This is a genomic window from Streptomyces longhuiensis (assembly GCF_020616555.1).
In the GTDB taxonomy this organism is placed as follows: Bacteria; Actinomycetota; Actinomycetes; order Streptomycetales; family Streptomycetaceae; genus Streptomyces; species Streptomyces longhuiensis.
In genome coordinates this window covers 7,155,404-7,172,478 of the sequence record NZ_CP085173.1, presented here as the reverse complement: position 1 = coordinate 7,172,478, position 17,075 = coordinate 7,155,404, and the positions used below count along the sequence as shown (strand labels likewise).

The following is a 17,075-nucleotide window of genomic DNA, read 5'->3' as shown; positions in this document are numbered from 1 at the left end:
CGTACGGACTCGGGAACTACCTGAACTACGCGAGACCCGCGACGAGTTCGGCGACGCTCTTGCGGCGGCCCGTGTAGAACGGGACCTCCTCGCGGACGTGCATACGGGCCTCGGAGGCGCGCAGGTGACGCATCAGGTCGACGATGCGGTACAGCTCGTCGGCCTCGAAGGCGAGGAGCCACTCGTAGTCGCCCAGCGAGAACGAGGCGACCGTGTTGGCGCGGACGTCCGGGTAGCCACGGGCCATCTTGCCGTGGTCCGCGAGCATGCGGCGGCGGTCCTCGTCGGGCAGCAGGTACCAGTCGTAGGAACGCACGAACGGGTACACGCTCACGTAGTTGCGCGGCGTCTCGTCGGCGAGGAACGCCGGGATGTGCGAGCGGTTGAACTCGGCGGGCCGGTGCAGCGCCATGTTCGACCAGACCGGCTCGAGGGCGCGCCCCAGCTTCGTACGGCGGAAGAGGTTGTACGCCTCCTGGAGCTGGTCCGCGGTCTCCGCGTGCCACCAGATCATGACGTCGGCGTCGGCGCGCAGACCGGACACGTCGTACGTGCCGCGGACCGTCACGTCCTTCGCGGCGAGCTGGTCGAAGAGCTCCTGGACCTCGTCGGCGTAGCCGGCCCGGTCCTCGGGGAGGACGTCTCGGAGCTTGAAGACGGACCACAGGGTGTAGCGAATGACCTCATTGAGGTCTTTGGCCTTCTTGCCTGCGTTCGGGATCCTGGCGGGGGCGTCGTCACTCATGGGGCTATTCTCCCGCGCCGCCGTGCAGACTCTGCACCGGGTGCGCGGTGAGCTCCTCCACGCCGGTCAGGTCACCGTCCAGCTGGTCGACGGCGGCGTAGGCGCTCGCGATGCAGGCCGGGATGCCCACGCCGTCGTACGCCGCCCCGCACACGGCGAGTCCGGGGATCTTGGCGACGTGGCCGCGGATGCGGGCCACGCGCGCGTGGTGGCCGACGGGGTACTGGGGCAGGCCCTCGTGCCAGCGCGTGACGCGTGTGGCGACGGGCGTGGCGCTCAGGCCGGTGGCCTCCCGCAGGTCGTGGCGCGACACCTCGACGAGCCCGTCGTCGTCACGCGCGAGGTCCTTCTCGTCTTGGTAGCGGCCCACGGACGTGCGGACGACGACCAGGCCGGGGTCCTCGGCCGCGATCCAGCCCCACTTGTTCGAGGCGAACGTGGACGCCTTGATCGTGTGGCCGTCGACCGGCGGCACGAGGAAGCCGGAGCCCTCGGGCAGGTTCGCCTCGTCGCGCCGGAACGCGAGGGTGATCAGGGCCATCGAGGCGTACTCGACGGCGCGCAGCTCCGCGGCGGCGGCCGGCGACTCGGTGTCGAGGAGCCAGGCCGCCTTCTGCGCGGGCACGGCGAGGACGACGGCGTCGGCCTCGATGACGTGGTCGTCGACCCTGACCTCCCAGCCCTCGGGAGTGCGGCGCAGTCCGTGGGCGGGGCTGTCGAGGAGGATCTCGCCGCCCCGCGCGCGCACCGACTCGGCGACGGCGAGCGGGAGCTGTCCGATGCCGCCCTCGATGCCCATGAAGACGGGGCCCGTCTGCTGGTTCCGCGCCGCGCGCTCCTGGATGGCGCGGACGGCCTCGGTCAGGGAGCGGTGGGCGCGGGCCGCCTCGAAGAGCTGGGGGACGGCGCTGCGCATCGAGATGCGGTACGCGTCGCCCGCGTACACGCCGCCGAGCAGCGGCTCCACGAGCCGGTCGACGACCTCGCGGCCGAGGCGCTCGGCGACGTACGCGCCGACGGCGACGTCGTCGCCGAACTCGGTGGCGGGCAGGTCGCGGTCCTGCTCGATGCGGGCCAGGCCCTCGTCGGACAGGACCCCGGCGAGTGCGGCGGCCGTGCCGGGGACGCCCATCACATGGCCCTTGGGCATCGGGCGCAGCTCGCCCCTGTTCCAGAGCGAGGCCGTGGCCGTGCCGGGCGGCTGGAGCCGGTCCCCGAGCCCCACCTCACGGGCGAGGTCGACCGCCTCGGGGCGCCGGGCGAGCATCGACTCGGCGCCGAGGTCGACCCGTACACCCGCGATCTCCCCGGCGCGCAGCTTGCCTCCGAGGCGGCCCGACGCCTCCAGAACGGTGACCTGCGCGCCGACCGCGAGCAGCCGGTGGGCCGCGGCGAGCCCCGCGATGCCACCGCCGATGACGACCGCCCTGGGGGCCTGTCCCGTTCCCGTGCCTGTGTCCGCTTCGCGCATGCCCCCACTGTCTCAGACCGGCGAGTCCCGACCGTGACCGCATCGGGACCGCCCGGCAACCACCGAAAGGGGTCGCCGGACCGTCAAAGGAGGCGGCCGGGGTCGGTCCGTGGGACCGGCCGTCGCACTCAGCCTCCGGGGGTACGTCGATGCGGACATCAGGCACCACAGGAAAGCGGCCGGGGCACCGCGGCATACGGGCGGCCGGCGCCGTCCTGCTCGGGGCGGCGCTGGCGCTGACGGGGTGCAGCGCCGGTGCCTCGGACAGTGGGGACGCCTCCAAGGCCGCGGGCGGCGAGGCGGCCGCCGCGGACCGGGGCGCCGCGAAGGGGGCGGACGGGGGAGAGTCGGACGCGAAGTCGTCCCGGCGTGAGCCGCCGAAGCTGACCGGCGTCCACATCATTCGTACGGCGACGCTCACCGTGCAGGTCAAGGACGTCCCGCAGGCGCTCGACATGGCGCGCACCGCGGCCGAGGACGCGGGCGGCATCGTGGGCAACGAGTCGACCGACCGCGACGGCAGGGGGCACGAGCGTTCCCGTGTCGTCCTGCGCGTGCCGCAGGAGCGCTACGAGCAGGTCCTCGCGGACCTCGCGGGCGCGGGCCGGCTCATCGAGCGGAACGTGAAGGCGCAGGACGTCACCGATCAGGTCGTCGACGTGGAGAGCCGCGTCAAGTCGCAGCGGGCGAGCGTGGCCCGGGTCCGCGAGCTGATGGACAAGGCGACGAAGCTGAGTGATGTCGTGGCCCTGGAAGGGGAGTTGAGCACCCGCGAGTCCGATCTGGAGGCCCTGCTCGCGCAGCAGGCGTCCCTCAAGGACCGGACGAGCCTGGCGACGATCACACTGTCGCTGACCGAGACGCCGGTGAAGCCGGCCGGGCACAAGGACGAGGACCCGGGGTTCACCGACGCGGTCGCGGGCGGCTGGGGCGCGTTCGTGACGATGCTCCGCTGGATCGCGGTGGCCGTCGGCGCGGTGCTGCCGTTCGCCGTGGTGGGCGGCCTGCTGGTCTTCGTGTGGCTGCGTCTCGTGCGGCCGCGGCTGCCGCGCAGGGCCACCGCCGCACGGCCGTTGACGACGGCGCTCGGCCCGCTGCCCGCGCATCCGCCGGCCGGGGAGCGGGGCGAAGGGGAGTGACGGGGGCACGGACGTAGTTTGGTGGGCATGAGCCCTACACGTGAGCGACTGGTGGTCATCGGCGGCGACGCGGCGGGCATGTCCGCCGCGTCGCAGGCCCGCAGGATGCGCGGCCCCGACGAGCTGGAGATCGTGGCCTTCGAGCGGGGGCACTTCTCCTCCTACTCGGCGTGCGGCATCCCCTACTGGGTCGGCGGCGAGGTGACCGGGCGCGACGAACTGATCGCGCGCACGCCCGAGGAGCACCGGGAGCGGTCCATCGACCTGCGCATGCGCACGGAGGTGACCGAACTCGACGTCGAGGGCGGGCGGGTGCGCTCGCGTGAGCTGGACACGGGGACGGAGGCCTGGACCTCGTACGACAAACTCGTGATCGCCACGGGTGCCCGGCCGGTGCGGCCGCGGATTCCCGGGATCGACGCGCCGGGGGTGCACGGCGTGCAGACCCTCGACGACGGCCAGGCGCTGCTCGACTCGCTCGCCGCGACACCGGGGCGGCGGGCCGTCGTCGTCGGCGCGGGCTACATCGGCGTCGAGATGGCGGAGGCGCTGATCCGCCGCGGATACGAGGTCACGGTCGTCAACCGCGGGCCGGAGCCGATGTCGACGCTCGACCCCGACATGGGCCGCCTGGTGCACGAGGCGATGACCGGCATGGGCATCACCATGGTCGACGACGCCGAGGTCACCAAGATCCTCACGGGCGACGACGGGCGGGCGCGGGCGGTCGCGACGACGTCCGACGAGTATCCGGCGGACGTCGTCGTCCTCGGTATCGGCGTCCGCCCGGAGACCTCGCTGGCGCGCGCCGCGGGGCTCCCCCTGGGCGAGCACGGCGGACTCCTCACCGATCTCGCGATGCGGGTGCGCGGCCACGAGAACATCTGGGCGGGCGGCGACTGCGTGGAGGTCCTCGACCTGGTCTCGGGACGCGAGCGCCACATCGCGCTCGGCACGCACGCCAACAAGCACGGGCAGGTCATCGGCACGAACGCGGGCGGCGGTTACGCGACGTTCCCGGGCGTCGTCGGGACGGCCGTGAGCAAGGTGTGCGACCTGGAGATCGCGCGCACGGGCCTGCGCGAGAAGGACGCGCGGCGGGCCGGTCTGCAGTACGTGTCCGCCACGATCGAGTCGACGAGCCGTGCGGGCTACTACCCGGGCGCGGCCCCGATGACGGTGAAGATGATCGCCGAGCGCCGTACGGGCCGCCTGCTCGGCGTGCAGATCGTCGGCCGCGAGGGCGCGGCGAAGCGGGTCGACGTCGCGGCGGTCGCGCTGACCGCGGGCATGACGGTGGACCAGATGACGGCCCTCGACCTCGGCTACGCACCGCCGTTCTCACCGGTGTGGGACCCGGTCCTGGTCGCGGCCCGCAAGTCGAGCGCGGCGGTGCGCAGGGGCTAGGGGATCCGCCGGACACCCCTAGGGCGTGTCCGGGCCCGAGCGGGGTGGCATCGGGGTGGACGTGCCTTTGATCTGCTCTATGGCCTGGCGCGCCTGGTCGCCGGGCGTGCGGGACGCGGCCGCGCTCAGGGCGGAAGCGGCCGTGGGCTGCGGGGGCTTGGCGTGGGAGGCGGGCAGGCGGGTGCGCAGGCGGTGGCTGACGGCCTCGTCGAGCGTGACCGGGCGGTGCGTGCGGGCGGCGATACGGCCCGCCTCCTGACCGAGCGCGGCCAGGTCCTCCCAGGTGAGGCGCAGCACGACGGCGAGCTGGGCCTCACCGTCCGGCAGGGCGGTGAGGGGCGGGACGGGGGCACCCGGCTGATGGTCGGTCATGGGCTGGTCTCCTCGCTTGGGGCGGCGGGACACTGCTCGGCATGACGTACGCGCGGCGGGCGGCTTTCGTTCAGGCGGGCGCTGTTCGGTCAGCGGGACGGGGGCGGGCACGAGCCCGCCCCCACCACCCCTAGCGGGCGGTCTGCGTGTGGACGTACTCGACGAGACGCGTCAGGGAGTCCGGGTCGGTGGTGGGCGGCACACCGTGCCCGAGGTTGAAGACGTGGCCCTCCAGGTCGGCCGCCGCGTCGAGCACCTCGCGGGCCTTGGTCTCCACCGCCTCCGGCGTGGAGAAGAGGACCGCCGGGTCGAGGTTGCCCTGGAGCGCCTTGCCGGGGCCGACGCGGCGCGCGGCCTCGTCGAGCGGGACGCGCCAGTCGACGCCGACCACGTCGGCGCCGGCCTCGCCCATGAGACCGAGGAGCTCACCGGTGCCGACGCCGAAGTGGATGCGCGGCACGCCGTACTCCTCGACGGCCTTGAACACCTTGGACGACGCGGGCATCACGGAGCGCCGGTAGTCGGCGGGGGCGAGCGCGCCGACCCACGAGTCGAAGAGCTGGACGGCGGAGGCGCCGGCCTCGATCTGCACCTTGAGGAACGCGGAGGTGATCTCGGCGAGGCGGTCGAGGAGGTCGGCCCACAGCTGCGGGTCGCCGTACATGAGCGCCTTGGTGTGCTCGTGGCTCTTGGACGGACCGCCCTCCACGAGGTAGCTCGCGAGGGTGAAAGGCGCGCCGGCGAAACCGATGAGCGGGGTGGAGCCGAGCTCGGCCGTCAGGAGGCCGATCGCCTCGGTGACGTACCAGACGTCCTCGGGCGTGAGGTCGCGCAGCCGCGCGAGGTCGGCGCGCGAGCGGATCGGCTGCTCGACGACGGGACCGACGCCCGGCTTGATGTCCAGGTCGATGCCGATGGCCTTGAGCGGTACGACGATGTCGCTGAAGTAGATGGCCGCGTCGACGTGGTGGCGGCGCACGGGCTGCATCGTGATCTCGGCGACGAGCTCGGGCATCATGCAGGAGTCGAGCATCGGAATGCCCTCGCGCACCTTGAGGTACTCGGGCAGTGAGCGACCGGCCTGCCGCATGAACCACACCGGGGTGTGCGGCACCGGCTCACGCCGGCACGCCTTGAGGAAGGCGGATTCGTACGTCGCTGTCGGCTGCTGGCCCGTGGGGCGGAGGTTGGCACTCACGTCGGAAAGTCTCGCACGGGCGCGAACCCCGCCGGGCGCGGGGACATCGAGGTGGGGGTGCCGGGTGTCTCTCCCTGCGCGAAGGCCGCGTTCCCCTTAATCTTCCCCGCATGGCTGCGGCTGAGGGACGACTGTCGGACGGCGCTGAGGGAATGAGTGAATCGGAGCGGGAGGGGAGCAAGACGAAGGATCCGGTGGACTCGGCTCCACCGCCGTTCCGGGCGGCGGTCGAGGCCTTGCGGGGAACGCGGCTGCGCCCGGAGATCGAGGTGGACCCGACCAAGCCGCCGCAGCGCCTCGCGCCCTACGCGTACGCGCTGGAGGCCGCGGTGGTGGACGGCGACGACGACCTCGCGGACGGCCGCCTCGTCCTGCTGCACGACCCGGCGGGGCACGACGCGTGGCGCGGGACGTTCCGCCTGGTGACGCTGGTGCGGGCGGAGCTGGAGCCGGAGATGGCGGCGGACCCGCTGCTCCCCGAGGTCTGCTGGTCGTGGCTGACGGGCGCGCTCCAGGGGCGGGGCCTGTCGTTCGGGGAGGCGAGCGGCACGGTGACGCGGGCGAGTTCGCACTACTTCGGCGGGCTCGGTGAGCGTGCCCCGGCGTCGCAGATCGAGATCCGTGCCTCGTGGACACCGCGTGAGGGGCTCGGCGGGGTGCCGGACACGGCCTCCCACCTGGCGGCCTGGTGCGATCTGCTCAGCCAGATCGCGGGCCTGCCGCCGGCCGGTCCCGGGGACGCCTCCGTGGTGACGCTGCCTCAGCGCCGGGGCCCGCAGACGTCCTGACGGCGGTGCAGAAGTCCCGAACAGCGACGCGAGAGCCATGAACGGCGACGTGGAAGTCCTGACGGACGACGAGGAACAGCCATCGACAGGCGATTTTCGGCCTTCCGCCGCCGGTGACGAGGGGCAGCGACCGTACGGATCGGGACCGGACCTCGAAGAGTTCCGGTCCCGTTGTGATTCGGTTCGATCTTCGGATGATCGATCGCGTGTCCGAATTGCACGAATTGTTACTCACTAAATCGTGATCTTTCTCTAAAGGCGAGCGGGTTTACTGCCGAAGAGGTCTGTGACCTTGAAAGCACGGTTCGCCCCGGCTTCATCCCCGAGCCGGTCCCGTCCCGCACCCCAGGAGGCCTGGTGTCCGTTCTCCTCGAGCAGCCCGCAAGCCTGGTCGCCTACCGCCCGAACAAGCCGACCGCCATGGTGGTCGTGGCCGACCCCCGCGTCCGTTCCACCGTCACCCGCCACCTGTGGGCGCTCGGTGTACGTGACGTCATCGAGGCCTCGTCCGTCGCGGAGGCTCGTCCCCGCATCGGCAACCCCCGCGACATCTGCGTCGCCGACGTCCACCTTCCCGACGGCTCCGGCCTGACCCTTCTGTCCGAAACCCGTGCCGCGGGCTGGCCCAACGGGCTCGCGCTTTCCGCAGCCGACGACATCGGCGCCGTACGCAACGCCCTCGCGGGCGGTGTCAAGGGCTACGTCGTCACCGGCACCCGTACCAACGTCGGGCTCCCCTCCCGCCCCGGCGCCGCCCCCATCGGGTCCGCCGCGGCCCGTATGCACCGCCGCCCCCCGGGTGCTCCGAGCCACCCGGGCGGCTACCGCGAACTGTCAGGCCGCGAGGTCGAGGTGCTCCGGCTCGTCGCCGAGGGCCAGTCGAACAAGGCCATCGGAGTCTCGATGGGCCTGTCCGCTCTGACCGTCAAGAGCCACCTCGCCCGCATCGCGCGCAAGCTCGGCACGGGAGACCGCGCCGGAATGGTGGCCGTGGCCCTGCGCACCGGAATCATCCACTGACCCTGACTGGTTTACGTACCTTCATCGCCCGTCGACGGAACGTTCCGTCGACGGGCGCTGTACATACACAGATACCCTTGACAGGTGACCGACGCCCAAGAGACCGCAGCAGACAGTTCACTGCGAACCACCGGGGGCGCACCCCCGGACGACGGCGGCTCTGTTGCGGAGGTGCCGATCCCCCTGCTCGAGCCGCGCGAGGGCATCCCGCCGGTGATCGCCGACGAGGCCTCCCTGGCCGAGGTGGTCGCGGCCTTCGCCGCGGGCACCGGGCCCGTGGCCGTCGACGCCGAGCGCGCCTCCGGCTACCGCTACGGGCAGCGCGCCTACCTGGTGCAGCTGCGCCGCGAGGGCGCGGGCTCCGCGCTCGTCGACCCCGTCGCGTGCCCCGACCTGTCCGCCCTCGGCGACGCGATCGCCGACGCCGAGTGGGTACTGCACGCCGCGACGCAGGACCTGCCGTGCCTGCGCGAAATAGGTATGGTCCCCAGCCGCCTCTTCGACACCGAGCTCGCCGGGCGCCTGGCCGGTTTCCCGCGTGTGGGGCTCGGCGCGATGGTGGAGAACGTCCTCGGCTACGTCCTGGAGAAGGGCCACTCCGCCGTCGACTGGTCGACGCGGCCCCTGCCCGACCCGTGGCTGCGCTACGCGGCGCTGGACGTGGAGCTCCTCGTGGACCTGCGGGACGCGCTGGAGAAGGAGCTCGACCGGCAGGGCAAGCTGGACTGGGCGCACCAGGAGTTCGACGCCATCGCCTCGGCGCCGCCCGCGCCGCCCCGCAAGGACCCGTGGCGGCGCACGTCCGGAATGCACAAGGTGCGGCGGCGCCGGCAGATGGCCGTCGTACGGGAGCTGTGGACCGCGCGGGACCGGATCGCGCAGCGGCGCGACGTGTCGCCGGGCAAGGTGCTCGGGGACGGCGCGATCGTCGAGGCGGCGCTCTCGCTTCCCGCGAATGTGCACGCGCTGGCCGCGCTGCCCGGCTTCGGGCACCGTACGGGCCGGCGTCAGCTGGAGCAGTGGCAGGCGGCCGTGGACCGGGCGAAGGAGCTGCCCGACGCGGAGCTGCCGCAGCCCGGAGCCCCGCTCGCCGGGCCTCCTCCCCCGCGTGCCTGGGCCGACAAGGACCCGGTCGCCGCGGCTCGGCTCTCCGCCGCGCGGGCCGCGGTGTCGGCGCTGGCCGAGACGCTGAACATGCCACAGGAGAACCTGATCACGCCGGACACGGTCCGCCGGGTGTGCTGGGAGCCCCCGGGCGACCGCTCCGAGGCGGCGGTGGCCGAGGCGCTGCGCGGGTACGGGGCGCGGCCCTGGCAGGTCGAGCAGGTCACTCCGCTGCTCGCCGAGGCCCTGAAGCAGACCGCCTGACCCGCGGGGCGCCGCGCGGCGCCCCGCGTTCGTAGCGGTTTCGTACCGGTGGCCCCTCCTCGCTCGCCGCGGCGGGGAGGGCTGTCTACGGTCACTCCCATGATCACCAGGGGGTACGGGGCATGGGTGCGGGACTTCGAGGACGAACGGGAGCGCCGGGCCGCGTCACCCGAGCCCGCCTGGGAGCGGGGCGCGCGGGTGCATCCCGCGATCTGGCGGAGCGTGCGGCGCTTCCAGGTCGGCGAGAGCGGTGACGGGGCGAACCTGATCGCCAAGGCCGACCGGGCGGGCGACGCCGCGTACGCGCGTGCCGTGCGGCTCTTCGTGGCCGAGGAGCAGAACCACGCCCGGCTGCTCGGGCTGCTGCTCGGCGCCGGCGGGGTGCCGCCGCTCCCCTCGCACTGGAGCGACACCGTCTTCGTCCGGCTGCGCCGGCTTCTCGGGCTGCGGCTCGAACTCCTGGTCCTGATGGTCGCCGAGGTCGTGGCGCTGCGTTACTACCGCGCGCTGCGCGACGGCACCGACGACGCGCTCACGACACGGGTGGCCGGGGCGATCCTCGCCGACGAGGAGCGGCATGTGCCGTTCCACTGCGAGCGGCTGCGCGAGGCCTTCGCGCGGATGCCGCGCCCGGTGGGGCTCCTGGTACTCCTGGGGTGGCGGGCGCTGCTCCTCGCCGCGGCGCTCGTCGTCGCCTGCGACCACGGCCCGGCGCTGCGCGGACTCGGGCTGGGACGGGCGCGGTTCGTCCGTGACGTGATGGCTTCGGCGGGGCCCGTGGTGCGCTCGATCCTCGATCGCGCGGTGTGACCTTCGCCGCTCCGGCCGGGGGGACTACACGTCTTGGTTACCCGCAAGTAGCATGACGGTATTCGCAGCGCGCTTCCCGCATCCCGGGTGCGTGCCGCGCGGCAGTGCCATCCCGCATCTGGAGGAGAGCCATCGTGCCTCGTACCGTCAGGGACGTCGTCTTCGTCGACGGCGTCCGCACCCCGTTCGGCAAGGCGGGCCCGAAGGGCATCTACCACGAGACCCGCGCCGACGATCTCGTCGTGAAGGCCATCAGGGAGCTGCTGCGCCGCAACCCGGCCCTGGACCCCGCGAAGATCGACGAGGTCGCGATCGCCGCGACCACGCAGATCGGCGACCAGGGCCTGACCCTCGGCCGCACCGCCGGCATCCTCGCGGGCCTCCCGCAGTCCGTGCCCGGCTACTCCATCGACCGCATGTGCGCCGGCGCGCTGACCGCCGTCACCGCCACCGCGGGCTCCATCGCCTTCGGCGCGTACGACGCCGTCATCGCCGGCGGTGTCGAGCACATGGGCCGCCACCCGATGGGCGAGGGCGTCGACCCGAACCCGCGTTTCGTGTCGGAGAAGCTCGTCGACGAGTCCGCCCTGTTCATGGGCATGACCGCCGAGAACCTGCACGACCGCTACCCGCAGATCACCAAGCAGCGCGCCGACGAGTACGCCGTGCGCTCGCAGGAGAAGGCGGCGAAGGCGTACGCGAACGGGAAGATCCAGCAGGACCTGGTCCCGATCTCCGTGCGCAACACCAACCCGGACGTCGGCGAGACCGGCTGGGGCCTGGTCACCGCCGACGAGCCGATGCGCCCGGGCACCACGCTGGAGAACCTCTCCGGCCTCAAGACGCCGTTCCGCGTGCACGGCCGCGTCACCGCGGGCAACGCCGCCGGTCTGAACGACGGTGCGACCGCGTCGATCATCGCGTCCGAGGACTTCGCCCGCGAGCACAACCTGCCGGTCAAGATGCGCCTGGTCTCCTACGCCTTCACCGGCGTCGAGCCCGAGGTCATGGGCTACGGCCCGATCCCGGCGACGGAGAAGGCACTCGCCAAGGCCGGTCTGTCGATCGAGGACATCAACCTCTTCGAGATCAACGAGGCCTTCGCCGTCCAGGTCCTCGCCTTCCTGGACCACTACGGCATCGCCGACGACGACGCGCGCGTCAACCAGTACGGCGGCGCCATCGCGTTCGGTCACCCGCTGGCCTCCTCCGGCGTGCGCCTGATGACGCAGCTTGCCCGCCAGTTCGAGGAGCAGCCCGAGGTCCGCTACGGCCTGACGACGATGTGCGTCGGCTTCGGCATGGGCGCCACGGTCATCTGGGAGAACCCGCACCACAAGGACGCCGGAGGCGACAAGTGAGCACCACCACCGCTGAGCTCCTGAAGGGCGCCGCCGAGCTGTTCCCGGACGAGGTCGTCACGTCGGCGAACGTACGCCACCTCGACCTGCCGTTCGGCGCGGGCCGGTTCGCGCTGATCACGCTCGACAACGGCTTCGACCACACCAAGCCGACCACCTTCGGCCCGGCCTCGCTCGCGAACCTGAACGCCGCGATCGACCAGGTCGAGAAGGAGGCGGCCGAGGGCACGATCGTCGGCGCCGGCATCACCGGCAAGCCGTTCATCTTCGCCGTCGGCGCCGACCTCAAGGGCGTCGAGCTCCTCAAGAAGCACGACGACGCGCTGGCCATCGGCAAGGGCGGCCACGAGGTCTTCAAGCGCCTCTCGGGCCTCGCCGTGCCGACGTTCGCGTACTACAACGGCGCGGCCATGGGCGGCGGTGTCGAGGTCGGTCTGCACTGCACCTACCGCACCGTCTCCAAGGCGCTGCCCGCGTTCTCGCTCCCCGAGGTCTTCCTCGGTCTGGTCCCGGGCTGGGGCGGCTGCGCGCTGCTGCCGAACCTGATCGGCGCCGACAAGGCCGTCTCGGTCATCATCGAGAACTCGCTCAACCAGAACCGCCAGCTCAAGGGCAAGCAGGTCTTCGAACTCGGCATCGCCGACGCGATCTTCGAGGGCGCCGACTTCCTGGAGCAGTCGCTGATCTGGACGGCGAACGTCCTCAAGGGCGACGTGGCCGTCGAGCGTGCCGAGGTCGACCGCGGCGACGCGTGGGACGAGGCCGTCGCGCGCGGCAAGTTCATCGCCGACAGCAAGGTGCACGGGGCGGCCCCGGCCGCGTACCGCGCCCTCGACATCATCGCCGCCGCCAAGGACGGGAACCTGCAGGCCGGGTTCGACGCCGAGGACAAGGCGCTCGCCGACCTGATCATGGGTGGCGAACTGCGCGCGGGTATCTACTCGTTCAGCCTCGTCCAGAAGCGCGGCAAGCGCCCGGCGGGTGCGCCGGACAAGTCGCTCGCGCGTCCGGTCACCAAGGTCGGCGTCGTGGGTGCGGGCCTGATGGCCTCGCAGCTCGCGCTGCTCTTCCTGCGCCGCCTCGAGGTGCCGGTCGTCCTGACCGACATCGACCAGGAGCGCGTCGACAAGGGTGTGGGCTACGTCCACGCCGAGATCGAGAAGCTGCTCGGCAAGGGCCGTGTCAACCAGGACAAGGCCAACCGCCTCAAGGCGCTGGTGAGCGGCGTCCTGGACAAGGCCGAGGGCTTCTCCGACGCGGACTTCATCATCGAGGCCGTCTTCGAGGAGATCGGCGTCAAGCAGCAGGTGTTCGCGGAGGTCGAGGCGGTCGCCCCGGCGCACGCGATCCTCGCCACCAACACCTCGTCCCTCTCGGTCACCGAGATGGCGTCGAAGCTGAAGCACCCCGAGCGGGTCGTCGGCTTCCACTTCTTCAACCCGGTCGCGATCCTCCCGCTCCTGGAGATCGTCCGCGGCGAGCGGACCGACGACGCCTCGCTGGCCACCGCCTTCGGTGTCGCCAAGAAGCTGAAGAAGACCGCGGTGCTGGTGAAGGACGCCCCGGCGTTCGTCGTGAACCGCATCCTCACCCGCTTCATGGGCGAGATCCAGAACGTCATCGACGAGGGCACCCCGGTCGAGGTCGCCGAGAAGGCCGTCGAGCCGCTCGGCCTGCCGATGTCCCCGCTGGTGCTCCTGGAGCTGGTCGGTCCCGCGATCGGTCTGCACGTCTCGGAGACCCTGAACCGCGCCTTCCCGGAGCGCTTCACGGTGTCCCCGAACCTCGCGGCGGTCGTCAAGGCCGGCAAGCGCGGCTTCTACGTCTACGACTCCGGGAAGCCGGAGCTGGACCCCGAGGTCGCCGCCCTCCTCAAGCAGGGCGACGTCGTCCTGACGGAGGAGCAGGTCCGCGACCGCGTGCTCGACGCGGTGGCGCAGGAGATCGGCCTCATGCTCGACGAGGGTGTCGTCGCCGAGGCCCAGGACATCGACCTGTGCCTGATCACCGGCGCCGGCTGGCCCTTCCACCTGGGCGGCATCACGCCGTACCTGGACCGTGAGGGCGTCAGCGAGCGGGTGACCGGCAAGCGGTTCCTGGCGCAGGGCGTGGCGAGCGTTCCGGCGTAACTCCCCCGCACGAACCGGTGCCCGGCATGCCAACTGGCGTGCCGGGCACCGGTGTTTGCGCGGTCTGGGTACGCTCGTGCGGGAGAAGGGCGGGACCTCATGACCATGCTGCTGATCGTCGACGGCGCCAATGTCGTCGGTTCGGTCCCCGACGGGTGGTGGCGCGACCGGCGGGGCGCGGCCGAACGCCTGCGGGACAGCCTGGTGGCCCACGCCGAGCGCGAGGACGTCGACATCGTGCTCGTCGTCGAGGGCGCCGCACGCGGTGTGGAGTCGGTGCCGGGCGTACGGGTCGAATCGGCGACGGGAAGCGGCGACGACCACATCGTGGACCTGGTCGCCGCCGCCGAAAGGCCGTGCACCGTGGTGACCGCCGACCGTGAACTGCGCCGCCGCGTGGGCGAGTTGGGCGCCGCCTGCGTGGGACCGCGGACGGTGCGGCCCGCGTGAGGCACGCGCGCCGCGACGCGCCCTATCTGTCCGACGCCGCGAGCTCCGCGATCGCGGCCGTCGCGCGGGCGCAGTTGTCGCGGTCCTCGAAGGCGAAGAACGCCCGCGCCCTGCGGTCGTACTCCGGCTCGCGCGCGCACCCGTTGCCGAGGTAGCGGATCACTTCGGTCACGACCTCGTCGACGTTGCCGCACACCGGCCCGAACCCGTCGTGCTCCGCCTCGAAGTAGCCCTTCCTGGCGTGCTTCGCCCAGTACTCGTCGGGGTCGAACCGGGCGTAGACGAGCGGCGTGCCGAGGTAGGCCATGTCGAAGTGGACCGAGGACCAGTCGGTGATGAACAGGTCGCACTGGCGCAGGGCCGTCTGGACGCTGACCTTCGTCTGGTCCAGGCGCTGCACCCGAGGGTGGTCCGGAACGACTCCGTCGATCATGTTCCGCATCTCGTAGTGCGGCAGGAAGTCGAGCGTGTAGTCGTAGTACTCCAGCGCTTCCATGAGCTTCGGGTCGCGCAGCAGCCGTACCACGAAGTCCCGGTAGGCCGACTCACGGAAGATCTCGTTGACGGCGTCCTGGTCGGCGCCCTCCTGCTGGAGGTAGGAGGGGATCGTCAGGTACTTGCGCCAGGTGGGCATGAGGAGGACGCGGCGGCCGCCGCGGTCCGGCTGGAGCGCGTCGAAGCGCGGGAAGCCGAGCGCCTTGGCCTGCTCGCCGTAGTGCATGTGCTCGGAGAAGTACTGGGCTTCCCGGTCGCTGGTGGCGAACACCAGATCCACGCCGGTCCTGTTGCGGTGCAGGGCCTTGCTGCCGTCCTCGTCGGTGACACCGTGCTGGAGGAAGACCCGCTTGGCGCCCACACGCCAGTTGAGGTGCTTGAGGTACTGCCCGCGGTCCCAGCCGTCGGGGAGCATGTACGAGTCGATGTCATAGGCGTTGATCAGCAGGGACGCGTGCAGCATCAGCAGCTTGTGCTTCCACGAGCTGTGGGCCACCACGTTCCCCAGGCGCTTCAGCTTGGCCCGGTCCGCGCTTCCCTTGTCGATGACGTAGTACGCCTTGCGGCGGCGCTCGTGCGTACGCAGGTACCTGAACAGGTGCAGGCTGTTGTCCTGGGCGGTGTCCTTGCGCTCGGCGATCAGCCAGATCTCCTTGCGGCGGAAGAACCTGAGCGTGGCGCGCCGGATGGCGCGGGCCCGCCAGAAGGGCGCCTTGCGCTTCTTCTGGTCCTCGTCCATGCCCTGGAGGAACTCCTCCCAGTCCTTGTCAGCTCCCCTTCCCCTGCCCTGCGCCTCCCGGACGAGCAGCACGGCGTTGTCCTTGCCCTTCGACATCGGCAGGACCCAGCGGCCCCCGACGTTCATGCCGCGGGCGCTGCGCAGCATCGCGGTGGTGGTCATGCACGGGCGTGAGACGTCGCGGCCGGAGGTGCAGAACACCAGCTTCAGCGGGAACTCGCCGTCCTTGATGGCCCCTACGGGGACCACGGCCTCGAATCCGCCCCATTCGAGATCGTCACGGGTGGCCTTCAGGTCGCTGCGCCACACCTGCCGCGCGGTCACCATCTGGCCGCTCGTCTCCGGCCACAGCTGCATGGGGTTGCGCATGGGCCGGTTCATCGGCAGGCCGTTGAGCACGAAGCGGCCGGCCACGACGATCCCGTCGGACTCGGGGTCCTCCTGGATGCGTTCCACGTGCACGCTGGTGGAGGAGACCTTGGTCAGCGGGAGCAGCGCGCTCGGCACCGAGATGTCGAGGTAGAGGTCGCCGGCCCGCCCGTACACACCGGTGAGCGCCTGCTCCGGGCGCGCGAACAGCTCGAACCAGTTCATGTACATCGCGAGGAACGGAACGCGGTGGCGGGTGTCGTGGGTGGACGTCATGACCGCGTCGGGCGTCAGCTGGGTGTAGACGGCGCGGGCCCGCGTGAAGAGCTGGAACAGCTCCTGCTCCTCCATGACCTGCGGCGCACGCAGGGCGAATCCCTGGTAGCTGCGCACCAGGAACCGGTTGAGGACTTCCTGCCGGTGGCCGGAGAGGCGGGGGCGGAGCGTCATCAGGTACTCCTCCAGCAGGAGGTGGTCCCAGTAGTTCGCCTTGCGCTCCCACAGCTTGTCCATCGTGGAGTCCTCGGCGGCGCGCTTGCGGTACTGGTAGACCGTGCTGGGCACCATCGCGATGCGGTCCGCGAGCAGCATGGCGGGAACCGAGAAGAACGCGTCCTCGAAGTGCACGCCTTCGCGGAACCGGATGTTGTTCGCGCGGATGAACTCGACGTCGAAGAGTTTGTGGCAGGCGCTTCCGCCGTGAATCATCTCCGGAATGTTCTCGATCCCGGGATGCACCTGGACACCCGTCCCGAAGTAGCGGAGCCACGGCCAGTTGGTCGCCTCCGGGAACGTCTCCATGCGCCCGATGGTGAGCGGCACGCGCTCCTTCACCGCGGTCCGCCACATGACCTCGAGGGCGTCCTCGGGCAGTACGTCGTCGGAGTCGCAGAACGTGATGTACCGGGAACTGACCAGGTCCATTCCCGCGTTACGGGCGCCGCCGGCCTTCCCCGTGGGGTGGACGAAAGCCCATACGTTCTGGTGCTGGGCGGCGAATCCCGCGGCGATGGCAGGCGAGCTGTCGCTGCTGCCGTTGTCGACGAGAATCACCTGGCAGCGGTCGAATATCGTCTGGCGCGCCAGCGAGTCCAGGCACTCCTGGAGATATCTCTCCACATTGAAGATGGGGACGACGACGGCGACGTCGTAGACGGGATCGAACACTTATGACTCCTGTTTTCTGCCGAATACCCCATCTCTGGAGCGGATGT

The 17,075-nt window shown here is 71.4% G+C and carries 14 protein-coding genes; 9 read left to right on the top strand and 5 right to left on the bottom strand.

Annotated features, from left to right (window positions below; all coding sequences use genetic code 11):
• Window positions 1–25: 25 nt before the first annotated feature.
• Window positions 26–745, bottom strand: a complete 720-nt coding sequence (gene hemQ, locus LGI35_RS32920) for a hydrogen peroxide-dependent heme synthase (RefSeq protein WP_227297925.1) — start codon at window positions 743–745, stop codon at window positions 26–28.
• Window positions 746–749: 4 nt separating this feature from the next.
• Window positions 750–2,216, bottom strand: coding sequence for a protoporphyrinogen oxidase (gene hemG, locus LGI35_RS32915; RefSeq protein ID WP_227297924.1), 1,467 nt, complete (start codon window positions 2,214–2,216; stop codon window positions 750–752).
• Window positions 2,217–2,365: 149 nt separating this feature from the next.
• On the opposite strand from hemG, the gene LGI35_RS32910 reads away from it, so the two are divergent.
• On the top strand, window positions 2,366–3,355 hold the full coding sequence (locus LGI35_RS32910) for a DUF4349 domain-containing protein (protein ID WP_227297923.1): 990 nt from the start codon (window positions 2,366–2,368) through the stop codon (window positions 3,353–3,355).
• A gap of 27 nt (window positions 3,356–3,382) precedes the next feature.
• Entirely contained in the window at window positions 3,383–4,762 is a 1,380-nt protein-coding gene (locus LGI35_RS32905) for an FAD-dependent oxidoreductase (RefSeq protein ID WP_227297922.1), read from the top strand.
• Window positions 4,763–4,780: 18 nt separating this feature from the next.
• On the opposite strand, the gene LGI35_RS32900 is transcribed toward LGI35_RS32905, so the two are convergent.
• Together LGI35_RS32900 and hemE are read right to left on the bottom strand one after the other, a co-directional pair.
• Window positions 4,781–5,134 (bottom strand): hypothetical protein, encoded by a 354-nt coding sequence (locus tag LGI35_RS32900; protein ID WP_227297921.1) that lies wholly within the window; start codon window positions 5,132–5,134, stop codon window positions 4,781–4,783.
• Window positions 5,135–5,264: 130 nt separating this feature from the next.
• Window positions 5,265–6,332 (bottom strand): uroporphyrinogen decarboxylase, encoded by a 1,068-nt coding sequence (hemE, locus tag LGI35_RS32895; protein WP_227297920.1) that lies wholly within the window; start codon window positions 6,330–6,332, stop codon window positions 5,265–5,267.
• 152 nt (window positions 6,333–6,484) lie between these two features.
• Here hemE and LGI35_RS32890 point away from each other — a divergent pair, with 152 nt between their 5' ends.
• From LGI35_RS32890 to LGI35_RS32860, 7 genes are all read left to right on the top strand, one after another.
• Window positions 6,485–7,120 carry a DUF3000 domain-containing protein gene (locus LGI35_RS32890; RefSeq protein ID WP_376223815.1) on the top strand — a complete coding sequence of 212 codons (636 nt, stop codon included), beginning with the start codon at window positions 6,485–6,487 and terminating at the stop codon, window positions 7,118–7,120.
• 357 nt (window positions 7,121–7,477) lie between these two features.
• On the top strand, window positions 7,478–8,140 hold the full coding sequence (locus LGI35_RS32885) for a response regulator transcription factor (protein WP_100591261.1): 663 nt from the start codon (window positions 7,478–7,480) through the stop codon (window positions 8,138–8,140).
• 84 nt (window positions 8,141–8,224) lie between these two features.
• A complete protein-coding gene (locus LGI35_RS32880; protein ID WP_227297918.1) occupies window positions 8,225–9,508 on the top strand; it encodes a ribonuclease D in 1,284 nt (427 codons plus the stop codon).
• Window positions 9,509–9,607: 99 nt separating this feature from the next.
• The gene (locus tag LGI35_RS32875) at window positions 9,608–10,318 is read left to right on the top strand and encodes a ferritin-like domain-containing protein (protein ID WP_227297917.1); all 711 of its coding nucleotides are present in this window, start codon (window positions 9,608–9,610) and stop codon (window positions 10,316–10,318) included.
• Between the two features lie 134 nt (window positions 10,319–10,452).
• Window positions 10,453–11,679, top strand: a complete 1,227-nt coding sequence (locus LGI35_RS32870) for a thiolase family protein (protein ID WP_116508707.1) — start codon at window positions 10,453–10,455, stop codon at window positions 11,677–11,679.
• Window positions 11,676–13,808, top strand: a complete 2,133-nt coding sequence (locus tag LGI35_RS32865) for a 3-hydroxyacyl-CoA dehydrogenase NAD-binding domain-containing protein (protein ID WP_227297916.1) — start codon at window positions 11,676–11,678, stop codon at window positions 13,806–13,808. The genes LGI35_RS32870 and LGI35_RS32865 overlap by 4 nt, the downstream gene beginning before the upstream one ends.
• 99 nt (window positions 13,809–13,907) lie before the next feature.
• Entirely contained in the window at window positions 13,908–14,258 is a 351-nt protein-coding gene (locus LGI35_RS32860) for a PIN domain-containing protein (RefSeq protein ID WP_227297915.1), read from the top strand.
• Window positions 14,259–14,280: 22 nt separating this feature from the next.
• Here LGI35_RS32860 and LGI35_RS32855 read toward each other — a convergent pair whose 3' ends face one another.
• Window positions 14,281–17,028: a bifunctional glycosyltransferase/CDP-glycerol:glycerophosphate glycerophosphotransferase gene (locus LGI35_RS32855; RefSeq protein WP_227297914.1), complete on the bottom strand. Its 2,748-nt coding sequence runs from the start codon at window positions 17,026–17,028 to the stop codon at window positions 14,281–14,283.
• Between the last annotated feature and the right edge of the window lie 47 nt (window positions 17,029–17,075).

Excerpts from the sequence above, each read along its gene's own strand:
- hemQ (WP_227297925.1), bottom strand. The coding sequence starts at position 745 with ATGAGTGACGACGCCCCCGCCAGGATCCCGAACGCAGGCAAGAAGGCC.
- hemG (WP_227297924.1), bottom strand. The coding sequence starts at position 2,216 with ATGCGCGAAGCGGACACAGGCACGGGAACGGGACAGGCCCCCAGGGCG.
- LGI35_RS32910 (WP_227297923.1), top strand. The coding sequence starts at position 2,366 with ATGCGGACATCAGGCACCACAGGAAAGCGGCCGGGGCACCGCGGCATA.
- LGI35_RS32905 (WP_227297922.1), top strand. The coding sequence starts at position 3,383 with ATGAGCCCTACACGTGAGCGACTGGTGGTCATCGGCGGCGACGCGGCG.
- LGI35_RS32900 (WP_227297921.1), bottom strand. The coding sequence starts at position 5,134 with ATGACCGACCATCAGCCGGGTGCCCCCGTCCCGCCCCTCACCGCCCTG.
- LGI35_RS32890 (WP_376223815.1), top strand. The coding sequence starts at position 6,485 with ATGAGTGAATCGGAGCGGGAGGGGAGCAAGACGAAGGATCCGGTGGAC.
- LGI35_RS32875 (WP_227297917.1), top strand. The coding sequence starts at position 9,608 with ATGATCACCAGGGGGTACGGGGCATGGGTGCGGGACTTCGAGGACGAA.
- LGI35_RS32860 (WP_227297915.1), top strand. The coding sequence starts at position 13,908 with ATGACCATGCTGCTGATCGTCGACGGCGCCAATGTCGTCGGTTCGGTC.